The sequence below is a fragment of the Acinetobacter lwoffii genome (assembly GCF_015602705.1).
Taxonomy (GTDB): Bacteria; Pseudomonadota; Gammaproteobacteria; order Pseudomonadales; family Moraxellaceae; genus Acinetobacter; species Acinetobacter lwoffii_E.
The window spans coordinates 723713-741935 of record NZ_CP059081.1; the positions used below are offsets into that span (position 1 = coordinate 723713).

At 42.7% G+C, this 18223-nt stretch carries 17 protein-coding genes and 2 pseudogenes; 12 read left to right on the top strand and 7 right to left on the bottom strand.

Annotation, left to right across the window (positions count from 1 at the left end; genetic code table 11):
* Window positions 1-136: 136 nt before the first annotated feature.
* The 7 genes and pseudogenes from eat (at window position 137) to H0S56_RS03440 (ending at window position 6940) form a co-directional block, all read left to right on the top strand.
* Window positions 137-1571: pseudogene (eat, locus tag H0S56_RS03410) on the top strand (ethanolamine permease).
* 25 nt (window positions 1572-1596) lie between these two features.
* Window positions 1597-2981: pseudogene (locus tag H0S56_RS03415) on the top strand (ethanolamine ammonia-lyase subunit EutB).
* 9 nt (window positions 2982-2990) lie between these two features.
* Window positions 2991-3806, top strand: a complete 816-nt coding sequence (eutC, locus tag H0S56_RS03420; protein ID WP_005247876.1) for an ethanolamine ammonia-lyase subunit EutC — start codon at window positions 2991-2993, stop codon at window positions 3804-3806.
* A gap of 138 nt (window positions 3807-3944) precedes the next feature.
* Entirely contained in the window at window positions 3945-4277 is a 333-nt protein-coding gene (locus H0S56_RS03425; protein WP_005106219.1) for a hypothetical protein, read from the top strand.
* A gap of 201 nt (window positions 4278-4478) precedes the next feature.
* A complete protein-coding gene (locus tag H0S56_RS03430) occupies window positions 4479-6425 on the top strand; it encodes a mechanosensitive ion channel (protein ID WP_195725656.1) in 1947 nt (648 codons plus the stop codon).
* Window positions 6426-6493: 68 nt separating this feature from the next.
* Window positions 6494-6661 (top strand): hypothetical protein, encoded by a 168-nt coding sequence (locus H0S56_RS03435; RefSeq protein WP_005106221.1) that lies wholly within the window; start codon window positions 6494-6496, stop codon window positions 6659-6661.
* A 129-nt stretch (window positions 6662-6790) separates the two neighbouring features.
* Window positions 6791-6940, top strand: coding sequence for a hypothetical protein (locus H0S56_RS03440; protein ID WP_171260768.1), 150 nt, complete (start codon window positions 6791-6793; stop codon window positions 6938-6940).
* Window positions 6941-6969: 29 nt separating this feature from the next.
* Here the strand turns inward: H0S56_RS03440 and H0S56_RS03445 are convergent, their stop codons facing one another.
* The gene (locus H0S56_RS03445) at window positions 6970-8169 is read right to left on the bottom strand and encodes a BaiN/RdsA family NAD(P)/FAD-dependent oxidoreductase (protein WP_195725657.1); all 1200 of its coding nucleotides are present in this window, start codon (window positions 8167-8169) and stop codon (window positions 6970-6972) included.
* Window positions 8170-8356: 187 nt separating this feature from the next.
* Between H0S56_RS03445 and H0S56_RS03450 the strand changes: the two genes are divergently transcribed.
* Entirely contained in the window at window positions 8357-8680 is a 324-nt protein-coding gene (locus H0S56_RS03450; protein ID WP_005106226.1) for a DUF4870 family protein, read from the top strand.
* Here H0S56_RS03450 and H0S56_RS03455 read toward each other — a convergent pair.
* A complete protein-coding gene (locus tag H0S56_RS03455) occupies window positions 8677-9558 on the bottom strand; it encodes a 1-aminocyclopropane-1-carboxylate deaminase/D-cysteine desulfhydrase (protein ID WP_195725658.1) in 882 nt (293 codons plus the stop codon). The genes H0S56_RS03450 and H0S56_RS03455 overlap by 4 nt on opposite strands.
* Window positions 9559-9738: 180 nt before the next feature.
* Between H0S56_RS03455 and H0S56_RS03460 the strand changes: the two genes are divergently transcribed.
* Window positions 9739-9921: an NF038215 family lipoprotein gene (locus tag H0S56_RS03460; RefSeq protein WP_005104073.1), complete on the top strand. Its 183-nt coding sequence runs from the start codon at window positions 9739-9741 to the stop codon at window positions 9919-9921.
* Between the two features lie 103 nt (window positions 9922-10024).
* A complete protein-coding gene (locus tag H0S56_RS03465; protein ID WP_195725659.1) occupies window positions 10025-10648 on the top strand; it encodes a LysE family translocator in 624 nt (207 codons plus the stop codon).
* Window positions 10649-10715: 67 nt separating this feature from the next.
* Here the strand turns inward: H0S56_RS03465 and H0S56_RS03470 are convergent, their stop codons facing one another.
* The 3 genes from H0S56_RS03470 to H0S56_RS03480 all read right to left on the bottom strand — a co-directional run bounded on the left by H0S56_RS03470 (window position 10716) and on the right by H0S56_RS03480 (window position 14388).
* A complete protein-coding gene (locus H0S56_RS03470) occupies window positions 10716-11666 on the bottom strand; it encodes an IS30 family transposase (RefSeq protein ID WP_195725660.1) in 951 nt (316 codons plus the stop codon).
* 105 nt (window positions 11667-11771) lie between these two features.
* The gene (locus H0S56_RS03475) at window positions 11772-12959 is read right to left on the bottom strand and encodes an ammonium transporter (RefSeq protein WP_195725661.1); all 1188 of its coding nucleotides are present in this window, start codon (window positions 12957-12959) and stop codon (window positions 11772-11774) included.
* A gap of 448 nt (window positions 12960-13407) precedes the next feature.
* A complete protein-coding gene (locus H0S56_RS03480; protein ID WP_195725662.1) occupies window positions 13408-14388 on the bottom strand; it encodes an MBL fold metallo-hydrolase in 981 nt (326 codons plus the stop codon).
* Window positions 14389-14656: 268 nt separating this feature from the next.
* Here H0S56_RS03480 and H0S56_RS03485 point away from each other — a divergent pair, with 268 nt between their 5' ends.
* Entirely contained in the window at window positions 14657-14773 is a 117-nt protein-coding gene (locus H0S56_RS03485; protein WP_195726045.1) for a hypothetical protein, read from the top strand.
* A 54-nt stretch (window positions 14774-14827) separates the two neighbouring features.
* Here H0S56_RS03485 and H0S56_RS03490 read toward each other — a convergent pair whose 3' ends face one another.
* Both H0S56_RS03490 and metG read right to left on the bottom strand, forming a co-directional pair.
* On the bottom strand, window positions 14828-15184 hold the full coding sequence (locus tag H0S56_RS03490; protein ID WP_004280734.1) for a hypothetical protein: 357 nt from the start codon (window positions 15182-15184) through the stop codon (window positions 14828-14830).
* A 142-nt stretch (window positions 15185-15326) separates the two neighbouring features.
* The gene (metG, locus tag H0S56_RS03495) at window positions 15327-17387 is read right to left on the bottom strand and encodes a methionine--tRNA ligase (RefSeq protein ID WP_195725663.1); all 2061 of its coding nucleotides are present in this window, start codon (window positions 17385-17387) and stop codon (window positions 15327-15329) included.
* Window positions 17388-17591: 204 nt separating this feature from the next.
* Between metG and H0S56_RS03500 the strand changes: the two genes are divergently transcribed.
* A complete protein-coding gene (locus tag H0S56_RS03500; protein ID WP_227554923.1) occupies window positions 17592-18146 on the top strand; it encodes a hypothetical protein in 555 nt (184 codons plus the stop codon).
* The last annotated feature ends 77 nt before the right edge of the window (window positions 18147-18223 follow it).

An 18223-nucleotide genomic window follows, 5' to 3' on the forward strand; every position in this document is an offset into this window, starting at 1 on the left:
ATAAATGAGAAGGTGGATAATTATAACGCATTTCATCGCTGAAAGGCAGCGTCTCAACTGTCTTCACTAAAGCCTGCGGAACTGGTATGGCTTATGCATATCTTCAGGGAACAACGATAAAAACAACGAGGTTGCTATGTCAGAGTCAAAAAGTGTGATTGATGCCAGTGTGACTGAAACAGCAGTACAAGAAGATTATTTTGCCTTGCGCCAGTTCAAGAAAGGTGCTGTAGGCTGGCTGCTTCTCGTCGGTCTGGGAGTAGCTTACGTGATTTCCGGCGACTTCGGTGGTTGGAATTTCGGTCTGGCACAGGCGGGTTGGGGAGGCATGTTTATTGCGACCATTGTGGTGGCATTTATGTATCTGTGTATGTGCTTGGCCATGTCCGAAATGTCAACCATGCTGCCGACTGCGGGTGGGGGATACAGTTTTGCCCGTACTGCTTTTGGTCCCTTTGGCGGTTATCTGACCGGAAGTGCCATTCTGATTGAATATGCCATCGCTCCAGCAGCAATTGCGTGTTTCATTGGCGCTTATTGCGAAGCCCTGTTTGGCATTGGCGGCTGGATCATTTATCTGGTGAGCTATTTAGTGTTTATGGGCTTGCATCTGAAAGGTGCTGGTGAGGCACTCAAAATCATGTTCGTGATTACCGCAATTGCTGCGGTTGCCTTGATGGTGTTTATCTTTGGCATGTTGCCTCATTTTAATAGTACAAACCTGTTTGATATTGCGGTCAGTACAGAAGCTGCAGGTGCAAGCAGTTTCCTGCCATTGGGTTATCTGGGCAGCAGTGCCTTATGCGATCTGGTTTTTTCTGGCAGTTGAAGGGGTGCCACTGGCAGCCGAGGAGGCCAAAGAGCCAGCCAAATCCTTGCCGCGTGGCCTGATTGGTTCCATGCTGATTCTGGCATTCTTTGCCCTGAGTATTTTGCTGCTCGGTCCTGGCGCAGCAGGTGCAGATACGCTGAAAGATTCCGGTGCGCCACTGGTTGATGCTTTAGTAGCGGTTTATGGGGCCAATACCTGGATGGCGAGTTTTGTGAATTTTGTCGGGCTGGCAGGTCTGATCGCTAGTTTCTTCTCGATTATCTATGCCTATTCCCGTCAAATTTTTGCACTCTCACGTGCCGGTTATTTACCGAAAAAACTCTCTTTAACCAACAGCAATCATGCACCTTATTTGGCCATCATTATTCCGGGGATTATTGGCTTCCTGCTGTCCCTTTCAGGTGAAGGTGATCTGCTGATTCTGATGGCGGTCTTTGGTGCCACCATTTCCTATGTTTTGATGATGATGTCTTATATCAAACTGAAATTGTCCCGGCCGAATCTGGTACGTCCTTATCAGGCACCGGGCGGTATTGTGACTGCGTCCATTGCGCTGGTACTTGCTGCGATTGCCGTGGTGGCAGGCTTTCTGGTCGATCCAAAAGTCTGGTTAATGGCAGCTGCCATTTACGTTGCACTGATTCTCTATTTTCTGCTGTATAGCCGCCATCATCTGGTGGCCGGGACACCGGAAGAAGAATTTGCCCGTATCGAGGCAGCAGAAAAGGAATTGAAATAAATTATCTAGCAGGGAGAACTTGCTTATGTTGTATCAGATTAATGTGGCCAGTCAGCATTATGTCTTTGAGGATTTAAAAACCCTGTTGGCCAAGGCTACGCCTGAACGTTCTGGCGATCAGCTGGCAGGGATTGTGGCCGTGGATGCAACCGAGCGGTTGCTGCACAAATGTGTCTGGCAGAAGTACCATTACAGCAGTTTTTGCAAGAAGCTGTGGTTCCTTATGAAGAGGATGAAATCACCCGCCTGATTATGGATGAACATGATGCTGATGTCTTTTATCCGATCTCGCATTTTACTGTGGGGGATTTTCGTAACTGGCTGCTCAGTGCAGATGCCACCACAGAAAAGATTACGGCCTTAAAAATGGGCCTGATTCCGGAAATGGTCGCGGCAGTGAGCAAAATTATGCGCAATCAGGATCTGATTCTGGTAGCGAAAAAATGCCGCGTGGTGACGCGGTTTAGAAACACCATTGGTCTGGAAGGGCACTTATCAACGCGTTTGCAGCCGAACCATCCGACTGATGATCTGATGGGAATCTCTGCATCCATTCTGGATGGACTGATGTACGGCAATGGTGATGCCGTGATCGGGATTAATCCGGCGACGGATAATCTGCAGAATTTGACTGAGCTGCTCAAACTGCTCGATCATATCATCCAGGAATATGAGATTCCGACTCAATCTTGTGTTTTGACCCATATTACTTCTGGCATTCAGCTGGCAAATAAAAATGTTCCGATTGATTTAATGTTCCAGTCCATTGCGGGAACCGAAAAAGCCAATACCGGTTTCGGGATCAATCTGGCGCTGTTGCAGGAAGGTTATGAGGCCGCTTTAAGCCTGCAACGCGGCACCGTGGGCCAAAATGTCATGTATTTTGAAACCGGACAGGGCAGTGCCTTGTCTAGCAATGGCCATCATGGCGTGGATCAACAGACCGTGGAAGCACGTGCCTACGCCGTGGCGCGTAAGTTTAATCCCTTGCTGGTCAATACCGTGGTCGGCTTTATCGGACCGGAATATCTGTATAACGGCAAGCAGATTATCCGGGCCGGGCTGGAAGATCATTTCTGTGGCAAGCTGCTCGGTGTACCAATGGGCTGTGATATTTGCTACACCAATCATGCCGATGCCGATCAAGATGATATGGATGTACTGCTGACCTTGCTTGCCAATGCCGGACTGAATTTTATTATGGGTATTCCCGGTTCAGATGACGTGATGTTGCACTATCAGACGACCTCCTTTCATGATGCGCTCTACATCCGGCAATTACTGGGATTAAAACCGGCACCCGAATTTGACTACTGGCTGGAGCATCAGGGAATTTTGGCGCAACAGTCTAATCAGCTGCACTGGCCAACAGAGTTGCCGAAGCAATTTTCACGCCTAATCCTGTCTTGAGGAAGTACTATGAAACTGATTGCCGATGTGAAATTTGAGTCCCAATTACAGGATAATCCCTGGCAGAAATTAAAAGCCTTTACTGATGCACGGATTGCCTTAGGTCGAACTGGGGGCAGCTTGCCGACTCGACCAAGTCTGGAATTTCAGTTGGCACATGCGCAAGCTAAAGATGCGGTACTGAAGCCACTTGATGTTGAATTCTTAAAATCTGGCTTAGCTAAAACGGGACTGCCTATTCTGGAAATTGAAAGCCAGGCGGTAGAGAAAGATCTTTATCTTAAACGTCCCGATCTTGGGCGTGTGCTTTCAGAACAGTCCAAAACGATATTGCAGCAATACCGGGCCGAACATCAGCAACATTGGGATGTAGCGATTGTGCTGGGAGATGGACTATCAGCACGTGCCATTGAGGAAAATAGCCTGCATTTTATTCCGGCCTTGCTAGAGGCATGCAAAGAACAAGGCTGGCAGATTGCCCCCTTAGTGATTGCCCGTGGCAGTCGTGTGGCACTGGGTGATGAATTGGCAGAAATTTTACAGGCGAAAATGCTGGTCATGCTAATTGGCGAACGGCCGGGTTTGAGCTCACCCGATAGTATGGGAATTTATTACACTTATAATGCTTTTAAAGGGTGTCATGATGCCTTGCGCAACTGTATTTCCAATGTCCGTTCTGCGGGCTTGGCCTATCCACTAGCTATCCAGCGACTGGTCGCATTGATGCGTAAATCCTGTGAGTTACAGCTTTCAGGGGTGCAGTTGAAAGATGAACACGAAACCCCAGTCGATATGCAACATAGCCCAGCCAAACGGCTATTTTAAAGTAGCATCTAGCAGAGAATTCTGATGGATTAGTGACTTACATCCCGTCACCATCTCACCATGTTTTGTCACAGAAGCCCTATTCACAGCTTGTTATTCTAAAAATCTACTTATGAATAACAAAGAGTGAGGATGGTTATGGTCGATGATTTCAATAAAAAACCACCTTTAAATCATCAGGCAGACGTGACGCAGAAAAAGCGTATCCCTGTTTATATCTTGATTTTGGTCGGTATTTTTTTACTCGCACTACTGTTCTATATGTTTGCTGACATGAATCCAGATGCGAATGATGCTCCTGCAGGACATCCAAATCCGAATGTACAGCCTGCTACCCCAAATAATTCAACTCCAGTCGGTGAGCCTACACAAGGCACCGCCACCATGAATGATGGAACGGAAGCTACAGCAACCGTGGGTGATGGCACAGAAGCAACAGCAACTGCGACCGATGGACAGGCGACTCAATAACTGAAAATACCTGAAAAGCTCTAGTGAACCACTGGGGCTTTTTTGCAATGGATGGTGATGTTTTAAGGTAGTACCATCTACCTGGCCTGAGCCTGAAAACATCAAATCTAATATGAATCCGGAAAAAGAAGGGGCTGATTGTTTCAGGGAGATGCCCCCGATTTCAGATAAATAGCTTAATAACAAAGAGGGTAGAACAACATGAATGATTATATGAGAAGCCCGCGTGGTGGCTTCGATGCCATGTACTATTGGGATCAGTTCCATCCCATTCTTAGTGCAATTGCCATATTAGTAATTGGCTGGATCATTGCGTTACTGGTCTCGGCAGGCGTTAAAAAGCTCTTGCAAAAACTGGGCACCAATACACATTTAAATACGGCGACAGGTCATCACTCCAATGTGGAGAGCATTATCGCCCGCGTCGTGTTCTGGATTATTCTGATTATTGCCGTGATTGGTGCGCTGAACGTGCTCAATCTTACCAGTGTCAGCGGTCCATTCAGTAATATGATCCAGCAGTTCCTGTTATTTATCCCGCAGTTACTAGGTGCAATTGCAGTCGGATTCATAGGTTGGATTGTGGCCAATCTGGTGAAGATAGGGCTACAAAAACTGCTAGACCGAACGCAACTCGATGAAAAACTCAGTGCTGAAGTCGGTGTCAGTCCGATTAGTAAAAACATCAGTGAAATTGCTTACTGGTTAATTTTATTACTGTTCTTGCCAATCGTGCTGTCTATTCTGGGTCTCAACGGTCTGCTGTTACCAGTTCAGAATATGCTGACCGATGTTGTTAGTTACTTACCAAACATCTTCATTGCTGCAGTCATCATTTTTGTCGGTTATATCCTGGCGAAAATTGTGCGCGGTATTGTTGAAGGGCTATTAAACAGTCTGAATGTACAGCAACATGCTGAAAAAGTAGGTATCTTCAAAAGCTCAAATGTTTCTCAGGTAGTTGGTTCATTTATCTTCGCTGTGGTGATCATTACTGCACTGATCATTGCATTTGAGGCATTGGGTATCGAGGCCATTTCTCAGCCTGCGACAGCCATGCTGTACGAAATCATGAATGCCATTCCGAATATCATCGCTGCTGCGTTGATTCTAATTCTGGCGTATGTGGTGTCTAAACTGGTAGCACGTCTAGTGGTTGAAGTGGTTGCCGGTACAGGTGTTGATGAAATTCCTGCCAAACTGGATATCCAACGCTTTTTAGGTACGACTAAACTGTCTAGTGTAGTTGGTTCACTAATTGTTCTGTTTACCATGTTGTTTGCGGTGTCTGAAGCAGCGAACCGTCTGGGCTTTGAACAGATCAGTGGCCTGATTGCGATGTTCATTTACTTTGGTGCCAACATTCTGCTTGGCGCGGTGATTCTGGTAATCGGTTTCTGGCTGGCAAATATCGTTGCGAATATCGTACAACGTGGTGAATATAACAGTTCACGTTGGTTGGCAAATCTGGTTCGTGTCCTGATCATGGGTCTGGTTGTGGCAATGGGTCTGCGTGCCATGGGTATTGCCGATTCGATCGTGAACCTGGCGTTTGGCCTAACTTTGGGTGCTGTAGCAGTGGCATTTGCCTTGGCATTTGGTTTGGGTGGTCGTCAACCTGCAGAACGTGTACTCACAGATTTGATCGATAAAGCCAAACGTGAGGCCAAAGACCCCAATCCAGTCAAAGAACAAGCTGAGAACAGCATATTTTCTGGATTAGGTGGCAAGACCACAGGTACAAGTGCAGCTGATATGTCAGGCACTACAGGTGCGGCGATGGGTATGAGTTCTACCGATAGCTCAATGAGCCAGTCCTTTAGCGGTTCGCAAACGGCTACAGGTACTAGCGATTCCTCAATCTCAACTCCAGGAGCAGGCATCATGCCAAATCAGGATTCAGACAAGAGTACGCCTATGAGTACGGATTTATCCCATACTACCCCGGCAATCCTTACCACTGCACCACAGGATGATGAGTCATTAGGTATTGATCCTGTCAATCCGGATGCGGATCAGGCCGTACCAGATTCAGTAAAAGTCGATCCGACTCATCCACCAGCCAATAATCCATTTGGTTCAACCGGAGAAAAAGAGCCAGATGTCGATATTGACCGTTCAACTCAGAAAAAAGATGACCTGAAATAACCTTTTATTTTTAAGCAAAATCGACCACGCTCATGTGGTCGATTTTGTTCAGTCATAAGGAAAAATGAATGAATACCAAGAAACCTAACAAAGTTCTGGCGCCTTTAGTCATTGCAGGAATTACGATTGGCTTTTTTACCGCTGCCTATCGATTTATTTTTGTAAAGAGCAAGCAGGACGAGCAGTCTGAGCGGGAGCTGGATAAGAAAATACCAGAGGCAGACGAATTTAACTGAGAAGTAAATCCTGCTCAGTCGCTAGGAATAGAATTTATTTTTTTAAAAATATAGAATATTCAAGTGAATACTAAAATGATTTTGGTATTTTTCTTGCATTAAAAATATAAAGAAAAGGAGATCAACAATATGTGGAAAGCACTGCAACATAAATTCATGGCATCTTCAGCAGATGACGTACCGCTATGTCTGCGAGAAGCTCAAAAAATGCAGCTGACGATTGACCGTTTAAAAAATACGGCCAATCTCAACCTGTTTAAAACAGACTATCTGGAATGAGTTAAGTAGCAAACCAGATTATCTATTGATTAAATATATTCCGATGCGGCATGTGCCGATGACCATGCCCATTGGAAATTATAGCCGCCCAAATGTCCGGTAACATCCAGCACTTCACCAATAAAATACAAACCTTTCTGCTTTTTACTTTCCATGGTTTTTGAGGATACTTCCGTGGTGTCTACACCACCCAAAGTCACTTCCGCTGTACGGTAGCCTTCTGTTCCCGAAGGTTTCACTTCAAAGCCATGCAGACGTGCCGCAATCTGTTCCAGCTTGTCATCACTGATATTGCCAATGGCAGTTTCAGCGCTTTCAGTCCAGATCAGACTTTGTAATTCAGCCACCACACTTTTCGGTAAATATTCATTCAGTAATGTACGCAGCAAGACTTTGGGCTGACTTCGTTTTTTCGTTTTAAAGAAATCCAGTAAATCTACACTCGGTAAGAAATCGACCTTAAAGCTCTGACCGACATTCCAGTAGTTGGAAAGTTGCAGGGAACTTGGCCCACTCAAACCGCGATGGGTAAACAATAGCGCTTCGGTAAAGCTATTAAGCTCATTCGAGAGTGTTGCTTCTACGGCATTACCGCTTAAGCGCGTGGTGACTTCTTTAAATCCGTCAGAGAAGGTAAATGGAACCAGTCCGGCACGGGTTGGATAGACATGATGTCCAAACTGTTTTGCAATCTCATAGCCAATGCCTGAACCGCCAAGCGTAGGAATCGATAAACCACCGGATGCCACGACGACAGATTCAACTTCAAAATATCCCAGTGAGGTCGCCACCTGAAAGCCTTGATCATCGACTGGATTCACTGCTTTCACTTCGCAGCTGGTTTTAATATCGACCAGACCGGTTTTGTCACATTCCGCTAGCAGCATCGACAAGATATCTTTTGCACCATTTAAGGTAAACAGCTGTCCATGTTTGCGCTCTTCATAAGCAATGCCGTATTCACATACCAAGCCGATAAAGTCCCAGTTGGTATAACGCGTTAAAGCTGAAATCACAAAATGTGGATTGTGTGAAATGTAATTGCTCGGTTCGACTTCCAGATTGGTGAAATTACATTTACCACCGCCAGACATCAGGATTTTTTTGCCAACCTTATTGGCTTTTTCCACTACCACGACTTTACGCCCACGTTGCGCAGCCATATACGCCGTCATTAAACCTGAGGCACCGGCACCTATGACTAGAACATCGTATTGCTTGGAAGACATCACACACTCAAGGGAGAAGAAAAGGGAAGCATTATAGACAATTTTATTTCAGCTTTCTCTATTCCAGAAAAATCAGTTCCGTGATTGCAGATTCACAGTGGATTTTAAACATAAAATATTTGAAAGCTGTCTAAAACTCATGCATAGTTTTTGTACAAACTAAAAACATAATAACAAGGAAAAGCGAATGGCAAGCGCGGAAGATTTAAAACAATATAATCTCATTACTTATATTCTTTATATTTTAGGATTTTTTCTTGGTCTGACCCCATTTATTGCGATTGTGATGAATTATATCAAGCGTGATGAAATGCGCGGTACCTGGCTGGAAAGTCATGTCGACTGGCAAATTAAAACCTTCTGGATCAGTTTGCTGGGCTATATCGTCGGTGGCTTATTGACTGTGATCTTGATTGGTTTCCTGATTGTATTTCTGGTCTTTATCTGGCATATCTACCGCTTGGTCAAAGGGTTAATTGCCTTAAATAATAATCAACCGATTCAAGCTTAGGTTGCTGTAAAACCAAAGGGAATATGACGGCCTTGCAGACCACCAGTATGAATCACCAACAGTTTTGATCCAGCCGGAAAATAATTTTTCTCGATTAGATCAAAAATCCCCATCAGCATTTTAGCCGTGTAGATCTGCTCCAGTGGAATTGCAAATTCCGCTTCAAAATCCCGGATAAACTGCATCAAGGCTGCACTGGTTTTGGCATAGCCACCAAAGCAATAATCATCGAGAATGTTCCAGTTGGTTTTATTCATTAGTTGGGCGACTTCATCTTTTAAAAATGAACCTTTCAGTGCGGAAAATCCTAAGATCTGTTGATGCGCGTGACTGGCTTCGATCAATCCGCTGATGGTGCCACCGGTGCCTACTGCACAACAAATCACATCAAATTGCGCATCGCTATCTTTTAATATTTCCTGACACCCTTGAATCGCCAAAGCATTGGTTCCACCTTCAGGAATCACATAATGTTCAGGAAATTGTCGAGCGAGTTCGGCCAAATACTCAGGCTGTTGCTTGCGCCGATATTCATCACGACTGACGAAATGCAACTGCATCCCGAATTCTTGGGCGGTGGCTAATGTTGGATTCAATGGTCGATCAGCCAGTTCTTCACCCCGAATCACTCCAACACTCTGAAAACCAAACTGCTGTGCGGCAAATGCAGTAGCAGCAATATGATTGGAATAAGCACCTCCAAAACTCAGAATATGCTGATAACCCTGTCTTTTGGCTTCAAGAAAATTATATTTCAGTTTAAAAAACTTGTTGCCCGAGATTTGTGGATGCACCAGATCCAGACGACGTATTATTAAAGTAATATCGTGAAAATTAATCTGTTGATCTGGAATATTTTGGGCAATGGTTTCAAACATAAAAGTTCGCAAAGTTCATGATAGAGGCATTATAGCGGAAGTGCTAAAAATCAAAGTTTTTCAATAAGCCATTATTCGCTGAAAGCTATGGAATTGGTTGTAGATTGTCACAAATATTCCGCTGATTATTTAAACAACAATGCTAATCTAAACAGAGGAAACCCTGAGGAGGGTAGAATAATGAAAATATTATCCTGTGCTGTGTGGGTCGGCATGCTGCTCAGTCTGTCGGGCTGTGATGATGCGTTGAATAAACCTAAAACAGAAACCCGTACCATGATTATTGGTGGCGTACCTGTATATGAGCAGGATTATCAACTGCTAGACAAGCATTTGAGTGCTCAGGATCAGTTGAAACCTTAAGTAATTGCTATAGTTGAAATTCATGACAAATCCAGAAATTTTTACAGCAAATTGTCAGGTTTTTGCTTAAAATAGCCCTTCAATTTTTAAGTCAGGTTATCTCGTGGAATCATTCTGGATTTTAGGTTCGATTGCTTTTGCCTTGATGTTAGGCGCAATGAGTCCCGGGCCGACTTCTATTTATGTAGCAAAAAATTCAATTGCCATTTCACGTAAACATGGTTTATTTACTGCATTGGGTACTGGTCTCGGTGCAGCGATTTTTGGTCTGCTGGCGGTACTCGGTTTGCAGGCATTTTTACTGGCAGTACCTTCAGCGTACCTGGCTTTAAAAATTTGTGGGGGGCTATATTTGCTTTGGCTGGCGTTTAAAATCATTAAACATGCCAAAGATCCGATCGAAGCGGATACAACCATTAGCAAACAGATATCTTTACGCCGTGCTTTTACTACCGGTTTAATCACACAGTTGTCTAATCCCAAAATTGCAATTGTGCTGGCCAGTATTTTTACTGCGCTGTTACCGAAAGAAATTCCAACGTATTTTTATTTTGTTTTACCTGTCTTATGTTTTTTTATTGATGCGGGCTGGTGTTCACTGGTCGCAGTTGCATTATCTGCGGAAAAACCACGTCGTGTTTATTTGAAGTTTAAGGCTTTGTTTGACCGCGCAGCAGGTGCAGTGATGACGGTACTTGGCTTAAAATTAATTTTCGGTATGAAGTAATTATTTCGTATAGACGCTCCGCTTATAAATAAAAAAAAGCCCCTAGTCGTAGAGGCTTTTTTATATCTTAGATTAGCATTTGAAGTGCAACACCATGTTGTTGCCATAATACCTGACTCGGACTTTTAAAGCCGAGTCTTTTTCTTGGGCGATGATTCAAACGTTGAGTGATTTCTGAGATATATTCATCCGTATAGGCATTTAAATTACTGCCTTTTTTAATATATTGTCTGATTAAGCCATTTGTATTTTCATTCGTGCCTCGTTGCCAAGCGCTATAGGGATCAGCGAAATACCAGTCTATTTCTAATGCTTGAGCAGCATACTCATGTAGGCTAAACTCCTTACCATTATCTGCAGTAATCGTCTTTAGCTGATCTTTGATCGGTTCAAGAAGGCTGATGGTTGTTTGGCAAATTTCCTCTGCCTTGCGTGAGCTACACTTTTTCAGCCATAAATAACCTGTCTTCCGATCTACAATAGAGACCAATGATTGCTGATGCTTCTTACCCACAATTGTATCTATTTCCAAATCACCAAAGCGAGTCCGCTGCTCAATCTCAATAGGTCTGTCATGAATGCTTTTACGATTACTCAGCTGACCACGGGTTTCAGGAGAGCCATATTTCCTCTTTCTTTGATTTCTGAAACGTAGGTTATGAAAGAGTGTACCGCCCTTATTTTTATCCTGCCGTATAAAGCGATAAATTGAATGCAAACTGACTGCAACACAAGAAGCGATCTGTTCAGGACTCCATTGAAGATCAAGATAAGAGATGACATGTGTCCACATTTCACAAGGAATTCTTTTAGGGTTAGGACAATGCCGTCTTCGAGCTACTACTTTATTGGCATGTTTAGCAAAATAGCCATTTCTCGCTTGATTACGTTTGATTTCTCTAGAAATGGTTGAAGGTGAACGATTCAGTCTCCAAGCGATATGACGTTTAGAAAAACCTTCACGTAATAATGTATAAATCTGATATCTTTCTTCTTGGGTAAGATGAGTATAGTTCATGATGCAACTTTGACTTTGGTCGGTCGGAAGCAAAATGCTAGCTCATCTTGCTTCATTCCAATAATTTAATCTCTGTTGCACTTCATTTGAGAATCTAAGTATCTATTAAAAAGTATTTTCTTCCGAGTTAGCAGAAATACGATGAATCGATAGGTCTGCACCGTTGAACTCTTCTTCCTCAGTCAGGCGAATACCTATCAGAACCTTAAGCAAGCCATACACCAAAAAACCACCCACCAAGGCAATGACAATCGCCAGCACTGTACCTATGAGTTGTGAAATTAAAGACACTCCTCCCATTCCTCCAAGCCATTGCTGACCGAAAATACCCACAGCTAATCCACCAAAAGCACCACAAACGCCATGTAAAGGCCAGACTCCCAGTACATCATCCACTCTGAGTTTATTTTGGGTATAGGTAAAGAGTTTCACAAAAATAATACCGGCGCTGATCCCGATAAAAAAAGCACCCAAGGGATGAACGACGTCTGATCCGGCACAAATTGCCACCAGACCTGCTAAGGGACCATTATGCAGGAAGCCGGGGTCATCTTTCCCCGCAACTTTGGCCGCTATTGTTCCACCAACCATGGCCATCAAAGAGTTAATAGCGACCAGTCCGGAAATGGCATCCAGCCGTTGCGCGCTCATGACATTGAAGCCGAACCAGCCAACAATCAGAATCCAAGAACCCAAAGCCAAAAAAGGAATTGATGAAGGAGGATGCGCGGTGATCCGGCCATCTTTTTTGTAACGGCCATGACGTGCACCAAGTAGGATTATTGCGGCAAGTGCGATCCAGCCGCCCATTGCATGAACAACAACTGAACCGGCAAAATCATGAAAACTGGCGCCAAATGCATGGGTCAGCCAATCCTGAAAACCAAGGTTGCCATTCCAGATCATACCTTCAAAAAAAGGATAGATCAGCGCAACCAGAAATAATGTCGCTAAAGCCTGTGAACGCATTTTGGCACGCTCTGCAATCCCTCCAGAGATAATCGCTGGAATGGCTGCAGCAAAGGTCAACAGGAAAAAACAGCGCATCAGATTGTAGCCATGATCGGCAGACAAGGTTGCAGCATCATGGAAAAAGTGCTGACCGTAGGCAATATAGTAGCCCACTAAAAAATAGGCGATGGCGGAGATGGCAAAGTCGGTTAGAATTTTACTTAGGGCATTGACCTGGTTTTTATGTCGAACTGTTCCAAGCTCTAAAAAAGCAAATCCAGCATGCATGGCAAGCACTAGAACTGCACCGAGAAGAAGAAATAATAAGTCTATATTTTGCATGGTGCGTTCCAATTTAGTGCGCGGGATCACAAAAGAAAATCAGTATATAGAGGCAAATTGATTGTAGAAGAGGGCTAAGCAAGGGAAATTTTGATGAAGAATTTCTTGAAATTGATAAGACTCGATATAAAGCACGTTACTATTTTTTTGCACCAAACTAAGACATGGCGAGAGTTCATAAAATTCAGATTTATATTATATTTTTAGGTGTTTATATTTATCGTAAGAAAAACGGTGCTAAAAAAGCATGCTAAAGGTGCACGTAAAAAGTAAAAGATTTTTAAGAAAAAATTTAAAAATAAACGAAACTATTGCTTTTAAATTTCAAAGCGTCATTCAAGTTTTAAATTTACCAAGTCATAGGGAATCTGGCTGAAGGATATTTAAAATAAATGAAACCCTAAAAAATTAGGGTTTCATGCTTAGATAAAATTATTGAAGTATTCAATTAATCTTTAAAATGTACCGGAATCCATTGATAGCTTTTATTGTCTTTAGAATAAATATGTCCAATCCCCGGAAATGGCAAATGTGGTGCTGCTACCGTCTGACCATTTTTCGCATATTCAGCAAAATATTTTAAGCGGGTTTCGATCGCCTTTTTCGGATCGACATCAAAGTCAACGCCGGTCTGTGGGCGATCAAACTGCAGCGTATGTGAGTGCACAATATCTCCAATAAACACCATCTGCTGACCTTTAGATTTTAAGCTAAAACCAAAATGCCCCGGTGTATGTCCAGCCGAACTGATAACATCGAAAGCATGGATTTTATCGCCAGTTTTAAAGGTTTTGAGCTGATTCTTGGCCTGATAGGGGGCAATGGCTTTCTTGATTTTATCGACTGTGCCCAAAAAACCTGCCTGCTTGGCTTTTGGTAATTTGTCTACCGTTTTGGGATCCATCCAGAAATCCAGTTCAGCTTGAGATACATAAATGTTGGCATTAGGGAAATTGGCAACGCCGTTATTACTGATACCGCATACATGATCAGGATGTAAATGCGTGAGCAGGATGGCATTGACCTGTTCAGGTTTATGCCCTGAAGCCTGTAAATTGGAATACACTGAACCTAGGTGTGGACCATTACAGCTTGAAGTACCGCTATCGACCAGAACCAGTTCCTTGGCTGTATTGACCAGAAAGGCATTCACGGAGGTCTGGATGCCTTTGGCTTGATCGACGTAGTGTTTTTTCAAGATTTGGTCGGCTTGAGCTGCTGGAATATCTTTAAATAAGGCTTTGGACAGATAATTGGTACCATCCAGCAGGGCAGTAATCTGGTAATCTCCGAAGTTATGCTGATAATACCCCGGAACCTGTTTTTGTTGTTGGGTGCTAGAAACGGTTTGCGCATGTGTTTGAGAGATACCCGCCATTGAACCTAAAGCAAACAGTGACACGACGAGAGAAGAGGTGAAGTATTTCATGGCTATTCTTATGTAATTAAAGTCAATTCTATGTATTAGCACGGATGCCAGCAAAAAAAATATGAATATATTTACCATTTTTTAAAATGGAAGTGCCGATTTGGCATCTGTACTAAAAATTCAGTCTGAATCTGTATATTGATTTTTTGAAAGTTAAAAACCTGTTTTTTCATTAAAATATTATTATAAATAAAATGCTTAGATATATTTCACTTTTTATGAAAAGCTCGTTAACATGGGGTATTACGAACAAGCTTTGGGTGTCGCGATGAATTTTTGGAAAAGAAAAAACAATGCCAGCTTTGTGTTTTTCATCATTACCTTATATGCGCTGATTGGTTTTGGACTAGGCTTTGTGATTTGGGAATTTATGTTGCAAGGCTGAGTGACCCAGCAATAAAAAAGCCTCTAGAGATAGGGGCTTTTTTATATTTATAACTTATTTAGCACATTCAGGCTGAGAACGGTCAATCACTTGAGTGCCTTCTACACGATAGCCAATCTGACCAATAATAAATGCTTGATTAAGTTGAGTAATTACCACATCAGAAAGTGCAACAGCACAACGGTCTTTTTCAATTGCGCGATCTACTGCTGTTTTGAAGTTAGGAATACCAAGTGGGAATAAAATCACAGGAACTTTATCTTCGCCTTTAACGCGTTCACCTTTCACAAACTGGTTTGAGTTTAGGTTGTAGTTTTTAGTAGATGCAACTGTCATGTCAGCCATACGTACTGAACAACCTGTAAATGCAATTGTAGACATCGCTAGAACTGAAACTAGTAATTTTTTCATGCTTACCCCGAATAATTATAAAAGAATAAAAAAGCGCATTGATTTTATATTGAAAATATTAAAAATCAAGAAATTAAATTTAACTTATGATATAAAAAAGCCCCTACATCAGTAGAGGCTTTCTTTGCTTAAAATGGAAATCTTAAGACACTTTATCACCCGGTTTAGCACCAGATTCAGGTGAAATCACCCAAACACCATCGCCATTACCCGCAGCTAAAACCATACCATTTGAAATACCAAAGCGCATCTTACGTGGCGCAAGGTTAGCCACCATCACCACCAATTTACCTTTTAGGTCTTCAGGTTGATAGAACTCACGAATACCACTGAACACATTACGTGGCTCAGCTTCACCAACGTTTAAAGTGAGTTGAAGCAGTTTGTCAGAACCTTCAACTATAGCTGCTTCAAGAACTTCAGCCACACGTAGGTCAACTTTCATAAAGTCTTCGATGCCAATAATTTCAGCTTCACCGACTTTAGGTTCAGCTTTCTTCTCGACCTTCTTCTCTTTTTTCTTTTCAGCTTTAGCTGGTTCAACAGCAGGAGCAGCTAAAGAATCTTTAGATGCATCGACCATGGCAGCAACCGCTTTTGGATCTACACGTTGCATTAAGGGTTGGAACAATGCAATTTCATGACCCACTAGAATTGTTTCGCGAGAAGCAAAATCGAAGCTTTCAAGTTGCAAGAAATCTTGAACCTGTTGAGCCAGTGTCGGCAATACAGGCGCTAAATACACTGCCAATTGACGGAACAGGTTGATCCCCACAGAACATACATCATGAACCTGTTGTTCCTGACCTTCCTGCTTCGCAAGTGCCCAAGGCTTTTTCTCATCAATGTACTGGTTGGCTTTGTCTGCCAGCGCCATGATTTCACGAATCGCAGCAGAGAACTCACGTGACTCATATTGCGCTGCGATTGAATCACCCGCATCAATGAAGCTTTGAACCAATTCAGGCTCTGCACAAGTTGCAGATAATTTATTGTCAAATTTAGTATTGATGAACTTCGCACAACGGCTGGCAATGTTGACCACTTTACCAACCAAGTCAGAATTTACTTTTTGTACAAAGTCATCCAGGTTCAAGTCAGAATCTTCAACTTTGTCAGAAAGTTTCGACGCGAAGTAATAACGTAGATATTCAGGGTTTAAATGCTCTAAATAGGTTTCCGCTTTAATAAAGGTACCACGAGATTTAGACATCTTCTGACCGTTGACTGTCAGGAAGCCATTTACGAATAAGCCTGATGGCGTACGGTAATTTGCACCTTCCAGCATTGCGGGCCAGAACAGGGCATGGAAATACACGATGTCTTTACCAATGAAGTGATAGACCTCATTTTCAGAATCTTTTTTCCAGTAGTCATCAAAATTCAATTCAGGACGTTTGGTTTTGATGTAGTTTTCAAAGCTCGACATATAACCAATCGGCGCATCCACCCAAACATAGAAATATTTGTTTGGCGCATCTGGAATTTCAAAACCGAAGTATGGCGCATCACGTGAGATGTCCCAGTCGTTCAAGCCATTTTCAAACCATTCGTCCAGCTTGTTGGCAATCGATACCGGCAAGCGACCTTCATCACGAGTCCATTTTTGCAGGTATTCACCAAAATTTGGCAATTTAAAGAAGTAATGATCAGATGATTTTTCGACTGGAGTTGCCCCACTTAAAGTTGAATGCGGATTCAACAATTCTGTTGCATTATAGGTAGCACCGCAGACTTCACATGAGTCGCCGTATTGATCTTCCGCCTTACATTTCGGGCAGGTGCCTTTAATGAAACGGTCTGACAGGAACATGCCTTTTTCAGGATCAAAAAGCTGGGTCACCGGACGAACTGCAATATTGCCAGCATCGCGGTTTTTCACATAGATTTCAGACGCACGAGCACGGTTGGTATCGCTATGTGTAGAATCATAATGATCGAAATGCACACCGAAACCGTCAAAGTCACGAATGTGTTCTTTTTGCACATTGGCAATTTGCGCTTCAGGTGAAATGCCATTCGCTTCGGCACGCAGCATGATCGCAGTTCCGTGAGCATCATCCGCACAGACATAAGTCACATCATGACCCATCGCACGCATCGCACGTACCCAAATATCAGCTTGGATATAACCGAGTAGGTGACCCATATGAATAGGGCCGTTGGCGTATGGAAGGGCGTTAGTGACTAAGATATTACGCACGGATATGACTCTCTCATTCGTATATTATGCAAGGTGGACGATTTTACCTGAGATATGCAAAAGTTGCATAAGGCTTTTAGTGAATTATTCAAAATTGCTGATAGCATTGTCATCAACTCGGTTTAATCAAATAATCTTTTTATATATCAATGAAAAATAATAACAGATTAAAGAATGATTAATTTTTTTAAAAATGCGTTAAAAATGTTTCTGTATCTTGTATTTTTGCCATGCACTTTATTTGCGATTTGTTTCATCATCAATTTAAAAATCGTAGATGATCAGCAACATCAAAAAAGGTTAGATGATTCTGTTTTAGCGGATCGTGAACAATTTCCGAATTTACCTGATCCCATTTTTTATTTTAGTCGCCATCATGGTGGTGATTGGGGTGTGTGGGTAATGGTTTATCCACTCAATGATAAAACCAAACAAGTATTTCTAAAGCAATGGAAGTATGGTGAAGCCAAGACCGTTGAGCATATTGAATGTATTCAACCGACGGTAAAGAAACGTTGGAAAACATGGCATTCCAATATTCATTATGTCGTTTCGGATCCGTGGTTTAAGTTGCCTAGACAAGAAAGAGTTCGAGATTCATTCATTGTTTTTGGTTCAGAAAAACAGATTGAAACCGTTGAACAGGCATGTCAGGAACCCATGTTTAAAAAGATTGAGAAAGCCAAACCTTACTATAATAATTATTGGGCAATCACTGAAAAACAAAAGTTATTGTTGAGCGTAAATGGTTTTTATTAAAATCAGGAATGATTGAGTTTAGTTAAATCGTTAAAACATCCGACTTAGCACTACGAGCCAAGCAAGAATCGTGGATA